Below are 13213 nucleotides of genomic sequence, written 5' to 3'. Positions count from 1 at the left end.
GCACGGGGCGGCGGCGCGCATGCGCTGGGCGGCGGGGAGCACGCAATGAAGCTCTACGAAAAACTCGCGGACGACATCGAACGTCTGATCCGCCAGGGCGTGTACCGGCACGGCGACCGGATTCCGTCGGTGCGGCAGGCGAGCCAGCAGCACCGGATCAGCATCACGACCGTGCTGCACGCGTACCTGTTGCTCGAAAGCCGCGGGCTGCTGGAAAGCCGCCCGCAGTCGGGCTACTTCGTGAACCTGCGTCGCGACGACAACCGTGCGCCGGTGCGCGAGTTGCGGCCGTCGAAGCCGATCGCGATTTCGTCGTCGGTCGACATGAGCCGGCTCGTGCTGTCGACGTTGCGCTCGATCGGCGCCGACGACGCGGTGCCGCTCGGTTCGCCGTATCCGGATCCGAGCCTCTTTCCGTTCGAGAAGCTGAACCGCTACGCGTATGCGGCCGGCCGGGACAAGTCGCCGTGGGGCGTGACCGACGGGCTGCCGCCCGGCCATCCGCGCCTGATCCGGCAGATCGCACGGCGCTACCCGGAAAATGGCATGTCGGTCGACCCGAACGAGATCATCGTGACGGTCGGCGCGACGGAGGCGATCAACCTGTGCCTGCAGGCGGTCGCGAAACCGGGTGACACGATCGCGGTGGAGTCGCCGACGTTCTACGCGATGCTGCATGCGATCGAGCGGATGGGGATGAAGGCGATCGAGGTCGCGACGAATCCGGAATACGGGATCGATATCGGCGCGCTGGCGGCAATCGTAAAGTCGCAGCCGATCGCCGCGTGCATGGTGATGCCGAATTTCCAGAATCCGCTGGGCTTCCAGATGCCCGACGAGCGCAAGCGCGAACTGGTGGAATTCGCGACCCGCGTCGACATGCCGATCATCGAGAACGGTGTGTATAACGAACTGTATTTCGGCGAGTCGCATCCGAGCACGCTGAAGTCCTACGACCGCAACGGGATCGTGCTGCATTGCGCATCGTTTTCGAAGAGCCTGACGGCGGCTTACCGGGTCGGCTGGGCGTTGCCGGGCCGGTATCGCGATCAGGTCGAGAAGCTGAAGTTCCTGAACACGCTGGCCACGCCGTCGCTGCCGCAGCTCGCGATCGCCGAGTTTCTCGAACGCGACGGCTACGAGCATCACCTGCGGCGCTTGCGCAAGGCGTATGCGCAGCAGGCGAACCTGATGCGTGCGATGGTGTCGCGATTCTTCCCTGAAGGCACGCGCATCTCCAGCCCGGCCGGCGGCTACGTGCTGTGGGTCGAGTTGCCGGTGCAGGTCGACGCGATGCGGCTGTATCAGCTCGCGCTGGAGCAGGGAATCACGATCGGCCCCGGCTACATGTTCTCGATCACCGACAATTACCGGAACTTCATCCGGCTGAACTACAGCAGCCCGTGGTCGCCGGAGATCGAGCAGGCGGTGATCGCGGTCGGGAAGCTCGCGGCCTCTTGCGTGCGATGAAGCGAGGGCGGGTGCGCATCGCACGCATCGGCCCGGACGGCGGAGCGCGGCGATAGGCCGGCCCTCGCCCGCAGAAACCCGGACGCGCGCGAGGTGCGTCGATCCGGTCGATCGCGTGATGCTCAGCGACTGCCGCGCGCAACGGCCAGCAAGATCCCGAAGCCGACGAGCAGGACACCAAAGGTGCGGTCGATCCAGTGACGTAAGGACAACAAACGATTGCGGATGGCCCGGGCGGAGAAGCAGACGGCCACCAGGCTGAACCAGCCCGCATGCGCCAGCGCGATGAACAGGCCGTAACCGATCTGCACGATCAATGGCGTATCGGGGCGAACGGCCTGCATGAACAGGCTGACGATGAACACGGTGGTTTTAGGATTCAGCGCATTGGTCAGGAAGCCGGTGCGCAGCGCCGCCAGATCGGACAGCGGCGCGGCAGGCGTTGCGGGCTGTCCGCGCGCGGGCCTGGCTGTGAGCATCTTCGCACCGAGGTAGATCAGGTAGATCGCCCCGAGGAGCTTCACGGTATTGAAGAGCCACAGGGATTGACGGATCAGCAGTCCGACGCCGAGCAGCGTATAGCTCACGTGTACCGTCACGCCCAGCCCGATCCCCCATGCGGTGAGCAAGCCCGACCGGCGCGACAGCATCAGGCTGTTGCGCGTGACCATCGCGAAATCCGGCCCCGGGCTGATGACCGCGAGTAAAGTGATGGTGACTACGACTATCCATTCCGTCATTGCATCGTCCTTTTGATTTTCACCGTGATGCGCCAATATTAGGGATCACGGTTCACCAGGAAAAGCGATGATTTCTGACCAAGATGGTGAGTTGGAGTCACAGAATGTCCGCGCCAGTCTGCCGTCGCTGATGGCACTGCGCTGCTTCGAGGCGGCGGCGCGCCATGAGCATTTCAGCCGCGCCGCCGATGAACTGCACGTGACGCACGGCGCCGTCAGTCGCGCGGTGCGCCTGCTCGAAGACGATCTGGGCGTGGCGTTGTTCGAGCGGCGCAGTCGCCGTGTGTTCCTGACCGATGCGGGCCGCAAGCTGGCGCAGGCCGTCCATGAAGGTCTGCATCTGATCAGGCAGACCGCGCATGAATTGCGGACCGAGGCGGCCCGTGCGCAGCGTTCGGTGCTGTCGTGCGAACCCACGCTGCTGATGCGCTGGCTGATCCCGCGCTGGCCGAACTTCCAGGCAATGTACCCGGGCGTCGACATCCACCTCGCCGCGGCGGGTGGCCCGTTCTCGTTCGACCACGGCATCGACATGGCGATCCGCCGCAACGACTTTGCGTGGCCCGACGGTTATCACGCGGAGAAACTGTTCGCTGAAAGGGTGGGTCCGGTGTGCCGGCCCGACAAGGTGGACATGTGGTTTTCCGGCAGCCGGGACGGTCGCGCGCTGAAGCGCGGCGCGCCGCGGCTGCATGCCCGGACACGGCCGGACGCATGGAAGGAATGGGCGGCGGCCGCGCATCGACCGCCGGGCAGCGGGCGCGGGCAGGTGTTCGACCATTTCTACTTTAGCCTTCAGGCGGCCGTCGCGGGGCTGGGTGTCGCAATCGGTCCGTGGCATCTCGTTCGCGATGACCTCGAAAGCGGCGTGCTGGTCGCGCCGATGGGTTTCGTCGAGGACGGCTCGCACTATTGTCTGCTGACGCCGGCGCCCGTGAAGGACGGGAGCGCGCAGCGGGCGCTGCGCGATTGGCTGAAGACGATGGTCTGACGCGTGAGCCGGATCGATGCGCGATGCCGGCAGCATAAAAAAATGGCGCCGCAGGCATTCGGCCCGTGGCGCCATTGCGTGTCGCCACGACGGGCACAGCCCGCCGTAGCTCGACCGCATGCTTAGATCTGCACGGTGTCGGCGACTTCCTTGAAGTCTTCGATCTGGTCGAAGTTCATGTACTTGTAGATCTTGTCGCCGTTGGCATTGAGCACGCCCATGTCGGCCATGTACTCGTCCTTGGTCGGGATCCGGCCGAGACGTGAGCAGATTGCCGCCAGTTCCGCCGAGCCGAGGTACACGTTCGTGTTCTTGCCCAGACGGTTCGGGAAGTTGCGGGTCGACGTCGACATCACCGTCGCGCCTTCGCGCACCTGCGCCTGGTTGCCCATGCACAGCGAGCAGCCCGGCATTTCGGTGCGGGCGCCGGCCGTGCCGAACACGCCGTAATGACCTTCTTCCGTCAGTTGCTTCTGGTCCATCTTGGTCGGCGGCGCGACCCACAGCTTGACCGGGATGTCGCGCTTGCCTTCCAGCAGCTTCGATGCGGCACGGAAGTGACCGATGTTGGTCATGCACGAACCGATGAACACTTCGTCGATCTTCGCGCCGGCGACGTCGGACAGCGTCTTCACGTCGTCCGGATCGTTCGGGCACGCAACGATCGGTTCATGGATGTCGGCCAGGTCGATCTCGATGACGGCCGCGTATTCGGCGTCGGCATCCGGCGACAGCAGTTGCGGGTCGGCCAGCCACTGCTCCATCGCCACGATACGGCGCTGCAGGCTGCGCGGATCCTGATAGCCCTGCGCGATCATCCACTTCAGCAGCGTGATGTTGCTGTTGAGGTACTCGATGATCGGTTCCTTGTTCAGGTGCACCGTGCAACCCGCTGCCGAACGCTCGGCCGATGCGTCCGACAGTTCGAACGCTTGCTCGACCTTCAGATCGGGCAGGCCTTCGATTTCGAGGATGCGGCCCGAGAAGATGTTTTTCTTGCCTTGCTTGGCGACCGTCAGCATGCCCTGCTTGATCGCGTACAGCGGAATCGCGTTGACGAGGTCGCGCAGCGTGACGCCCGGCTGCATCTTGCCCTTGAAGCGGACCAGCACCGATTCCGGCATGTCCAGCGGCATCGTGCCGGTGGCGGCCGCGAACGCGACCAGGCCCGAGCCTGCCGGGAAGCTGATGCCGATCGGGAAGCGCGTGTGCGAGTCGCCGCCGGTGCCGACGGTGTCGGGCAGCAGCATGCGGTTCAGCCACGAGTGGATCACGCCGTCGCCCGGGCGCAGCGCGATACCGCCACGGGTGCTGATGAAGTTCGGCAGCGTCTGGTGCGTCTTCACGTCGACCGGCTTCGGATAAGCGGCGGTGTGGCAGAACGACTGCATCACGAGGTCGGCCGAGAAGCCGAGGCAGGCCAGATCCTTCAGTTCGTCGCGGGTCATCGGGCCGGTGGTGTCCTGCGAGCCGACCGAGGTCATCTTCGGTTCGCAGTACGTGCCCGGGCGGACGCCCTGGCCTTCCGGCAGACCGCATGCGCGGCCGACCATCTTCTGCGCGAGCGAGAAGCCCTTGCCGCTGTCGGCCGGCTGGTGCGGCAGGCGGAACAGCGTCGACGGTACGAGGCCGAGCGCTTCACGTGCCTTCGCGGTCAGGCCGCGGCCGATGATCAGCGGAATGCGGCCGCCGGCGCGCACTTCGTCGAACAGCACGTCGGACTTGACCTGGAATTCGGCGATCACGTTGCCGTCCTTCAGCGCCTTGCCTTCGTACGGGCGCAGTTCGACCACGTCGCCCATGTTCATCTGCGACACGTCGAGCTCGATCGGCAGCGCGCCGGCGTCTTCCATCGTGTTGTAGAAGATGGGGGCGATCTTGCCGCCGAGGCACACGCCGCCGAAGCGCTTGTTCGGGACGAACGGGATGTCTTCGCCGGTGAACCACAGCACCGAGTTGGTGGCCGACTTGCGCGAGGAGCCGGTGCCGACCACGTCGCCCACGTAGGCGACCAGGTGACCCTTTTCCTTCAGCGATTCGATGAACTTGACCGGGCCGCGCTTGCCGTCTTCTTCCGGCGTGATGCCGGGGCGCGCGTTCTTCAGCATCGCCAGCGCGTGCATCGGGATGTCCGGGCGGGTGGTGGCGTCCGGGGCCGGCGACAGGTCGTCGGTGTTGGTTTCGCCTGTGACCTTGAACACGGTGATGGTCAGGCTTTCCGGGACTTCCGGACGGCTCGTGAACCATTCGGCGTCGGCCCAGCTCTGCAGCACGGCCTTCGCGTGCGCGTTGCCCTTGTCGGCGAGTTCCTTCACGTCATGGAACTGGTCGAACATCAGCAGGGTTTTCTTCAGTGCGTCGGCAGCGACGGCCGCGACTGCGTCGTCGGACAGCAGCTCGATCAGCGGCTGGATGTTGTAGCCGCCCAGCATCGTGCCGAGCAGTTCGGTCGCGCGCTCGCGCGAGATCAGCGGGCAGGCCGTCTCGCCCTTCGCGACGGCGGCCAGGAAGCCGGCCTTCACGCGCGCGGCTTCGTCGACGCCGGCGGGGACGCGGTGGGTGATCAGGTCGAGCAGCGTCTGCTCTTCGCCTGCGGGCGGGTTCGCCAGTAGTTCCACCAGTTCGGCGGTTTGCTGAGCCGTCAGCGGCAGGGGAGGAATACCGAGCGCGGCGCGGGCGGCCACGTGAGCACGAAAGTTTTCAAGCATGGGGGGACCTGCTGAGATTGCGTTTCAGGGGAAGGGCTTTCCAGGCACGCCGAGGCTGCTGTTCCGGACACTGCTTCACTGCTTGGACGGGATTCTAATCCCAATATGGTCAGGCGTCAAATGTCTTATGTCTTATATAAGAGTTGATTGTGAAAATCGAGAAACGCGTGCTGTCGCGGCGCACCTTGCGGAAGAATCTGGCGGATTGGGTAGCGGCGTGGTGCAGGGAGTGACCGCGGATCGGGGCGCTGTTGGACGTACGCACGTCGCAGATGAGGCATTCGCTCGACCGGTGCGATTTCAGTATGTGGAAAATCCAGGGGCGAACCGGTCGAGGTCGGTCGCCCGGCTTTTCGGGCTATGTCGAGGAGGCGCGATATCGGCGCCGCAGGCGCCGTCCGCATAGGCAGAACGCCAGCCGAAAAAAACGAGGAGTTGCGAGCGTGCGAAACACGGGGCGACTGAAAGCAGAAATGCCGAAATCTTGCGCAAGGAAGCGTCAGGGTCGCAGCGGATGACGAGCGCGCCGCTGGCGCCGATTGTGCTGCGCACGCGCTCGTCGCTCGCGCGGCTCGACAAGGACACGAAGCCCGAGCTCAGATCGGCGCGAAGCCGAGGCCGAACGCGTCGAGGTCGGTCGGTGTCGCCATCATCACCGTGTGCGCGATGCCGTTGAATACGAGTGCAACCGGCGTTTCGTCGACGACGCGATCGACCGTGCCGCATGTTTCGCCGGCACGATGACGCGTCACGTGACACGCGCGGCTCCCGGCCGGATCGCCGGAGCGGTCGCTGCGCTCCATGCTGTTTTCTCCTGGGAGATCGCTCCGCGTGTGCGCCGAGCGATGGGCGCGAATCATGCCGGGGCGGTGCGCGGTGTCGCGCCGGCTCGCCACCGGCAGGCTGCGAGCCGATGGTGCGGACGTTCGGCCGTGCCGCGGATGCGTAGCGTCGCAATGCGGAAAGGAGCACAGCTGAGGGCCTCGCGGCCCCGCAACGGGTTTTCCGTGCACACATCTCCGGTCCCGGGGAAAACACAGTTTCAGCGCACGTTCGTGCGATTGCGAGTATCGTCCGAAACGCGATATCGTCATTCACGCTTCGTTGCCGTGCCTCGCGATCCGTCCACGCTTGCACGTGCCGTCGCGAAGCCGTCGCGTGACTTCCTGCTTCGATCTGACGTCCTCACAACCACGAGCACATTACGGTCATGGAAATCTTCGATGCGTTCCATCTCGCCCGATTGCAATTCGCGTTCACGGTGTCGTTCCACATCGTGTTTCCGGCGATCAGCATCGGCATGGCGAGCTTTCTCGCGGTGCTGGAATGGCGCTATCTCGTCACCGGCGATGCCGCCTACAAATCCATGTTCCAGTTCTGGTCGAAGATCTTCGCGATCGGCTTCGGGATGGGCGTCGTCTCCGGCGTCGTGATGGCGTACGAGTTCGGCACGAACTGGGCGGGCTTCTCGCGCGTCGCCGGCAACATCACGGGCCCGCTGCTCACGTATGAGGTGCTGACGGCGTTCTTCCTCGAAGCCGGCTTCCTCGGCGTGATGCTGTTCGGCTGGCAGCGCGTGAGCCCGCGCGCCCATTTCTTCGCGACGCTGATGGTCGCGGTCGGCACGCTGATCTCCACGTTCTGGATCCTGGCGTCGAACAGCTTCATGCAGACGCCGCAGGGCTACAAGATCGAGAACGGTCTCGTCGTGCCGGTCGACTGGTTCAAGGTCGTCTTCAATCCGTCGTTCCCGTACCGTCTCGTGCACATGACGATCGCGGCGTTCATCGTCGCGGGCTTCATCGTCGCCGCGTGCGGCGCGTGGCACCTGCTGAAGGGGCGTCGCGACGAGCCCGTGAAGCGCAGCTTCTCGATGGCGCTGTGGATGCTGCTGCTGCTCGCACCGATCCAGATCGTCGCCGGCGATGCGCACGGCTTGAACACGCGCGAATACCAGCCGGCGAAGATCGCTGCGATCGAAGGGCTGTGGGAAACCGAGAAGGGCGGCACCGCGCTGAACCTCGTCGGGCTGCCCGACATGCAGGCCGAAACCACGCGCTATTCGATCCAGGTGCCGCACCTCGGCAGCCTGATCCTCACGCACAGCTGGGATGGCGAAATCCGCGGGCTGAAGGAATTCCCGCCGCAGGACCGCCCGTATTCGCCAATCGTGTTCTGGACGTTCCGGATCATGGCGGGTCTTGGGATGCTGATGCTGCTGACCGCGCTGCTCGGGCTGCTGTTGAGAAAGGGCGGGCGCCTGTATGAGACGCGCTGGTTCCAGTGGTTCGTGGTGGGCATGGGGCCGTCGGGTATCGTCGCGCTGCTGGCCGGCTGGATCACGACCGAGGTCGGGCGGCAGCCGTGGACCGTGTACGGCGTGCTGCGCACCGTCGATTCGGTCGCGCCGCTCAGCGCGCAGCAGGTCGGCGTGTCGCTGCTGATCTTCGTGGTCGTGTATTTCCTGGTGTTCGGGACGGGTATCTACTACATGATGAAACTGATGAAGCGCGGGCCGGCCGCCGAGGCCGGATACATCGAGCTGCACCGGCATCCGGGGCTGCGCAAGAGCGCGCTGTCCACGCCGCTGAATGTCACCGAAGCGGAGTAAGCCATGCTCATCGATCTTCCTGTCGTGTGGGCCGCGATCATCGGCCTCGGCGTGTTCATCTACGTGATGCTCGACGGCTTCGACCTCGGCATTGGCCTGCTGTTTCCGTTCTTCGACGCGAAGGCCGAACGCGAAGTCATGCTGAATACCGTCGCGCCGGTATGGGACGGCAACGAGACCTTTCTCGTGCTCGGCGGCGCGGGCCTGTACGGTGCGTTCCCGGTCGTGTATTCGACGCTGCTGCCGGCGAATTACCTGCCGCTGGTGCTGATGCTGGTCGGGCTGATCTTCCGCGGCGCGGCGTTCGAGCTGCGCGCCAAGGCGACCCGCACGCAACACATGTGGGATCTCGCATTCATCGGCGGCTCCGCGCTCGCGGCGCTTTGCCAGGGGATCGTGCTCGGTTCGCTGCTGCAGGGCATCAAGATCGAGAACAACCAGTTCGCGGGCGGGCCGTTCGACTGGCTGTCGCCGTTCAGCCTGTTCTGCGGGATCGGCGTGCTCGTCACCTATGCGACGCTCGGCTGCGGCTGGCTGATCCTGAAAGTCGACGGTGAGCTGCAGCGCAAGATGCGGCAGCTGATGAAGCCGCTCACAGGCGTGCTGCTCGGCGTAATGGCCGTGGTCAGCCTGTGGACGGTGATCGGGCTGCCCGCCGTCGCGCACCGCTGGTTCGGCAGCGGCAACCTCGGCTGGTTCCTGCCGGTGCCGATCCTCGTCGTTGCGTGCGTGTGGGGCATCTTCCACACGGTCAAGCGCGAGCACGAGGCGACGCCGTTCCTGCTGACGCTCGCTCTCGTGTTCCTCGGCTACACCGGGCTCGTGATCAGCATCTGGCCGAACATCGTGCCGCCGTCGCTGACGATCTGGGACGCGTCGTCGAGTCATTCGAGCCAGATGTTCGCGCTCGTCGGCACTGTGATCGTGCTGCCGGTCATCCTCGTGTACAACGCGATGCAGTACCGCGTGTTCCGCGGCAAGGTTCGCGAGGGTGACGCCGGCTATCACTGACCGGCGCGCGCCGGTGACGGGGCAGGGTGTGCGTGGGCGTATCATCACGCGCAAGCGCGGTGAATCGCGTCACCCGGCCCGGTATCGACCGGACAGCGGCCCGCCACGCGCGGGCCGCTGCACATCGGGCGACGGTGATTCGCATTGCGTATTTCATCGGCAGTCGAGACAACACCATGATCGTCAGACCACGACAAAACTGGCTCAGGATGCTGTTCATATGGAACGGCTCCGTGCTGCAGTCGATCATTCCGCAACTCGTGTTCATGGCGATCGTCAGCACGCTGGCGGTCTTCACGAACGGGCGCATCTTCGGCGAGAAGATTCCGCTGAACACCGCGCCGTTCACGCTGTTCGGGCTGGCACTCGCGATCTTCCTCGCGTTTCGCAACAACGCGAGCTTCGAGCGCTTCAAGGAGGCGCGGCTTTTGTGGGGCAACCTGCTGATCGCGGCGCGCACCGTCACGTCGCAGCTGCGGCGCTACCTGCCCGACAGCGTCGGCGACGCGGAGCGCAACCGGCTCGCCGATCTGCTGATCGCGTTCGCGTATGCCTTGAAGCATCAGCTGCGTCATACCGATCCGGTGCAGGACCTGCAGCGCATCCTTGGCGCCGAACGCGCCGCCACGTTCGCGCACAAGTGCTACCAGCCCGTCGCGATTCTCGATGACCTGCGCGGCGGAATCGTCCGCGCGCTGGGCCGCGCGCCAGGCAGCGAAGCAACGTGCTGGATGTTCGATGCGCAACTGGCCGAGTTGGGCAAGGCGGTGGGCGGCTGCGAGCGGATCCTGACGACACCGATCCCGTTCTCGTACAGCGTGCTGCTGCATCGCACCGTCTATGCTTATTGCGTGCTGCTACCGTTCGGCCTCGTCGATTCGACGGAATTCTTTACGCCGCTCATTTGCGTATTCATCTCGTACACGCTGATCGCGCTCGAAGCGATCGCAAACGAGGTAGCGGAGCCGTTCGGCCTCGCACCGAACGCGCTGGCGCTCGATGCGATGGCGCGCACGATCGAGCGGTCGGTGCTCGAGCTGGGCGATCGCGCGATGCCGGAGGAGTTCGTGCCGGCGTCGACGTATCAGATCACATGAGCAGCACCGCGACGCGCGCAGCGGCACGCACGATCGGAAGCACTTCACATGCGTATCTACGTGACGCGCATCTTCGTCGATGATCTCGAACCGGTCGATCATTTTCCGGGGCGTCATGATGGCGTGAAGTGGCGTGCGCGTTGACGACGGCGAAACGATCGCGCCGGCGCGACATTGGCGGAGTGGACTTAGGAAGTTTGTGTAGACTCGTGCTCGTTCAATGGAGCCAACAATGCAACTTCTCGACCACGTGTCCATCGGCGTTCCGGATATCGACCAGGCACGCCCTTTCTACGACGGTGTCATGGCCGCGCTGGGCGCGACCAGGGTTTATGACCGCGGTACCTCGCTCGGTTACGGCGAACGTTGCAGTGCCACCGACACCGCATCGACCTTCCTGGCGATTTATCTGGACCCCGCCGAAGTCGGGGCGAGCAAGCGACACTGGTGCTTCAAGGCGGCTTCCCGCGAGCAGGTGCATGCATTTTTCGAGGCAGCGCTGTCGGCGGGCGGGCGGCCCGACGGTGACCCCGGCTTGCGGCCGAACTATCACGCCGACTACTACGCGGCCTTTGTCGTCGATCCGGCCGGCAACCGGATCGAGGCCGTGTGCCACGCTGCGCCGTCGACGCACGGGCGGTCGTGACGGCACTTGCCGACGGCTGATCGCCAGCGGCACGGTGTTGTGCCGGCGGGTAGCTGACAAGCGCGGCGCCGGCATGCCGCCGCGCCTCGCCGCCCGGTCGCGTTTGCCGCGCGCGCGGCTCAATCGAAGTACGTCAGCCCCATCGCGCCTTTCACCTCGGCCAGCGTCGCGCCGGCCACCTCGCGCGCATGCATCGTGCCGCGCTTCAGGATCGCCATCACCTCCGCCTTGTCCGCCTCGAATTCGCGACGACGCGCACGGATCGGCTCGATCAGCGCCTGCAGCCGCTCGTTCAGCACGCGCTTGACGACGCTGTCGCCGAGTCCGCCACGGCGATAGTGCGCCTTCAGTTCGTCGACTTTCTGCACGTCGGGCTCGAACGCGTCGAGGAACGTGAACACGACGTTGCCTTCGACCTGGCCGGGATCGCTCACGCGCAGGTGGTTCGGGTCCGTGTACATGTCCTTCACGGCCTGCGCGATCTCGTCGGGTGTCGAGCCGAGCGTGATCGCGTTGCCGAGCGACTTGCTCATCTTCGCCTTGCCGTCGATGCCCGGCAGCCGCGTGACCGCCGACAGCACGGCCTCGCATTCCACCAGCACGGGCTTGTCGACCGTCGCGTTGAAGCGGCGCACGAGTTCGTTGGTCTGCTCGATCATCGGCAGCTGGTCGTCGCCGACCGGCACGTGTGTCGCCTTGAACGCGGTGATGTCGGCCGCCTGGCTGACGGGATAGGTCAGGAAGCCGGCCGGGATGTCACGCTCGAAGCCGCGCAGGCGGATCTCTTCCTTAATGGTCGGATTGCGCTCGAGGCGCGCGACCGTCACGAGGTTGAGCAGGTATTGCGACAGCTCGGCGAGCTCGGGCACCTGCGACTGGACGACGATCGTCGAGATCGCCGGATCGATGCCGACGGCCAGGTAGTCGAGCGCGACCTCGATCACGTTCTCGGTGACGCGCTGGCGGCGGCCCATGTTGTCGGTCAGCGCCTGCGTGTCGGCGAGCAGCAGGAACTGCGTCGCCTCGTGCTGCATCTGCACGCGTGCGCGCAGCGAGCCGATGTAATGGCCGAGATGCAGCGGGCCGGTCGTGCGGTCGCCGGTGAGGATGGTCGGTTGGGTCGGGTGCGTCATGGTGTGGATTGGCTCCGGATTATCGAAGCCACCAGCCATGACGTGAGCGCAGAAACGACAATGCCGCCATGGCTGGCGGCATCACGTTCGGGACATGCAAAAGGAAACGGGCCGCCTGGGTCAGGCGCGCCACCAGCGATGCACGTTCGGCGAGGCAGGTTTGTTTTGCATTGCGCGAGTATAACGTAGTGCGGGGATGGGTGTTGCGTCAGCGCAGGACCGACTCCATCGCGAGATAGGCGGTTTCTGCCGACGGCCACAGCAGGTACAGCAGGCCGGCCATCAGCAGCAGCGCGCCGGCGCGTGCCAGCGGCGTGCGGTCCATGTCGTTCAGGGTGCGGATGTGCTGCTTCAGTTTCTTCATGCTTGCAGGCGCAACGTGCGCCACTCCAACGGTTGTTGCACCGGGTCGCGTGGAGCGACGCCGGGGTGTTGCGGGCTTCAACGGGGGCTGGGTGCGGTTGGGGCACCGTGTCGTCTGGGCGGCCGGCCGGGCTGGCCGATCGCGGGCATAAAAAAGGGACGGTTGAACGTCGTTTGGCTGCCGTCCACGCCCAGGCGACGGGCATCCTACCAGTTCGACGGTGTGGACAAGGTCAAGAATTGTCGGGACAGGGGCGGCAAGGGCAGCGTCGAGTCGTCGAGACGCTACCAGCCCGGGCTGTCGTCGTCCAGATGCAGCGATGCAATTTTTCCTGCCCGATGATCGTAAGGTATCTGTCGGCCGATTGCATCAAGGACCGGGCTGCCTCGGCAGACGGGTGCGCAGCTGCCTTCGTCGGCGGTGCGATAAGCGGATCGTTCGA

The 13213-nt window shown here is 65.1% G+C and carries 10 protein-coding genes and 1 pseudogene; 6 read left to right on the top strand and 5 right to left on the bottom strand.

The window, feature by feature from the left end; genetic code table 11:
• The first annotated feature begins 45 nt into the window (after positions 1-45).
• A complete protein-coding gene (locus tag WS66_RS31570; RefSeq protein WP_059605879.1) occupies positions 46-1470 on the top strand; it encodes an aminotransferase-like domain-containing protein in 1425 nt (474 codons plus the stop codon).
• A gap of 122 nt (positions 1471-1592) precedes the next feature.
• Here WS66_RS31570 and WS66_RS31565 read toward each other — a convergent pair whose 3' ends face one another.
• Positions 1593-2210, bottom strand: coding sequence for a LysE family translocator (locus tag WS66_RS31565; RefSeq protein ID WP_059605882.1), 618 nt, complete (start codon positions 2208-2210; stop codon positions 1593-1595).
• A gap of 67 nt (positions 2211-2277) precedes the next feature.
• On the opposite strand from WS66_RS31565, the gene WS66_RS31560 reads away from it, so the two are divergent.
• The gene (locus tag WS66_RS31560) at positions 2278-3201 is read left to right on the top strand and encodes a LysR family transcriptional regulator (RefSeq protein ID WP_059605885.1); all 924 of its coding nucleotides are present in this window, start codon (positions 2278-2280) and stop codon (positions 3199-3201) included.
• Between the two features lie 122 nt (positions 3202-3323).
• Here WS66_RS31560 and acnB read toward each other — a convergent pair whose 3' ends face one another.
• On the bottom strand, positions 3324-5909 hold the full coding sequence (gene acnB / locus WS66_RS31555) for a bifunctional aconitate hydratase 2/2-methylisocitrate dehydratase (RefSeq protein ID WP_059605888.1): 2586 nt from the start codon (positions 5907-5909) through the stop codon (positions 3324-3326).
• Positions 5910-6514: 605 nt separating this feature from the next.
• Positions 6515-6712, bottom strand: a pseudogene (locus WS66_RS31550) (formate dehydrogenase accessory sulfurtransferase FdhD); the annotation flags it as partial.
• Positions 6713-7119: 407 nt separating this feature from the next.
• On the opposite strand from WS66_RS31550, the gene WS66_RS31540 reads away from it, so the two are divergent.
• The 4 genes from WS66_RS31540 to WS66_RS31525 all read left to right on the top strand — a co-directional run bounded on the left by WS66_RS31540 (position 7120) and on the right by WS66_RS31525 (position 11274).
• Positions 7120-8520, top strand: coding sequence for a cytochrome ubiquinol oxidase subunit I (locus WS66_RS31540; protein WP_059605895.1), 1401 nt, complete (start codon positions 7120-7122; stop codon positions 8518-8520).
• A gap of 3 nt (positions 8521-8523) precedes the next feature.
• Positions 8524-9531: a cytochrome d ubiquinol oxidase subunit II gene (gene cydB, locus WS66_RS31535; RefSeq protein ID WP_059605898.1), complete on the top strand. Its 1008-nt coding sequence runs from the start codon at positions 8524-8526 to the stop codon at positions 9529-9531.
• 176 nt (positions 9532-9707) lie between these two features.
• The gene (locus tag WS66_RS31530) at positions 9708-10628 is read left to right on the top strand and encodes a bestrophin family protein (RefSeq protein ID WP_059605901.1); all 921 of its coding nucleotides are present in this window, start codon (positions 9708-9710) and stop codon (positions 10626-10628) included.
• Positions 10629-10860: 232 nt separating this feature from the next.
• A complete protein-coding gene (locus WS66_RS31525) occupies positions 10861-11274 on the top strand; it encodes a VOC family protein (protein WP_059605905.1) in 414 nt (137 codons plus the stop codon).
• Between the two features lie 119 nt (positions 11275-11393).
• Here WS66_RS31525 and trpS read toward each other — a convergent pair whose 3' ends face one another.
• Together trpS and WS66_RS34180 are read right to left on the bottom strand one after the other, a co-directional pair.
• On the bottom strand, positions 11394-12407 hold the full coding sequence (gene trpS / locus WS66_RS31520) for a tryptophan--tRNA ligase (protein ID WP_059605907.1): 1014 nt from the start codon (positions 12405-12407) through the stop codon (positions 11394-11396).
• Between the two features lie 208 nt (positions 12408-12615).
• The gene (locus tag WS66_RS34180) at positions 12616-12771 is read right to left on the bottom strand and encodes a hypothetical protein (protein WP_170296427.1); all 156 of its coding nucleotides are present in this window, start codon (positions 12769-12771) and stop codon (positions 12616-12618) included.
• Positions 12772-13213 lie beyond the last annotated feature (442 nt).

Origin of the sequence: Burkholderia sp. LA-2-3-30-S1-D2, from assembly GCF_001523915.2 — a bacterium.
Classification (GTDB): Bacteria; Pseudomonadota; Gammaproteobacteria; order Burkholderiales; family Burkholderiaceae; genus Burkholderia; species Burkholderia diffusa.
This window is presented reverse-complemented; position numbering and strand designations above follow the sequence as displayed.

Bases quoted from the DNA above. Each gene is read 5' to 3' on its own strand.
- WS66_RS31570 (WP_059605879.1), top strand. From the start codon at position 46: ATGAAGCTCTACGAAAAACTCGCGGACGACATCGAACGTCTGATCCGC.
- WS66_RS31565 (WP_059605882.1), bottom strand. From the start codon at position 2,210: ATGACGGAATGGATAGTCGTAGTCACCATCACTTTACTCGCGGTCATC.
- WS66_RS31560 (WP_059605885.1), top strand. From the start codon at position 2,278: ATGATTTCTGACCAAGATGGTGAGTTGGAGTCACAGAATGTCCGCGCC.
- acnB (WP_059605888.1), bottom strand. From the start codon at position 5,909: ATGCTTGAAAACTTTCGTGCTCACGTGGCCGCCCGCGCCGCGCTCGGT.
- WS66_RS31540 (WP_059605895.1), top strand. From the start codon at position 7,120: ATGGAAATCTTCGATGCGTTCCATCTCGCCCGATTGCAATTCGCGTTC.
- cydB (WP_059605898.1), top strand. From the start codon at position 8,524: ATGCTCATCGATCTTCCTGTCGTGTGGGCCGCGATCATCGGCCTCGGC.
- WS66_RS31530 (WP_059605901.1), top strand. From the start codon at position 9,708: ATGATCGTCAGACCACGACAAAACTGGCTCAGGATGCTGTTCATATGG.
- WS66_RS31525 (WP_059605905.1), top strand. From the start codon at position 10,861: ATGCAACTTCTCGACCACGTGTCCATCGGCGTTCCGGATATCGACCAG.
- trpS (WP_059605907.1), bottom strand. From the start codon at position 12,407: ATGACGCACCCGACCCAACCGACCATCCTCACCGGCGACCGCACGACC.
- WS66_RS34180 (WP_170296427.1), bottom strand. From the start codon at position 12,771: ATGAAGAAACTGAAGCAGCACATCCGCACCCTGAACGACATGGACCGC.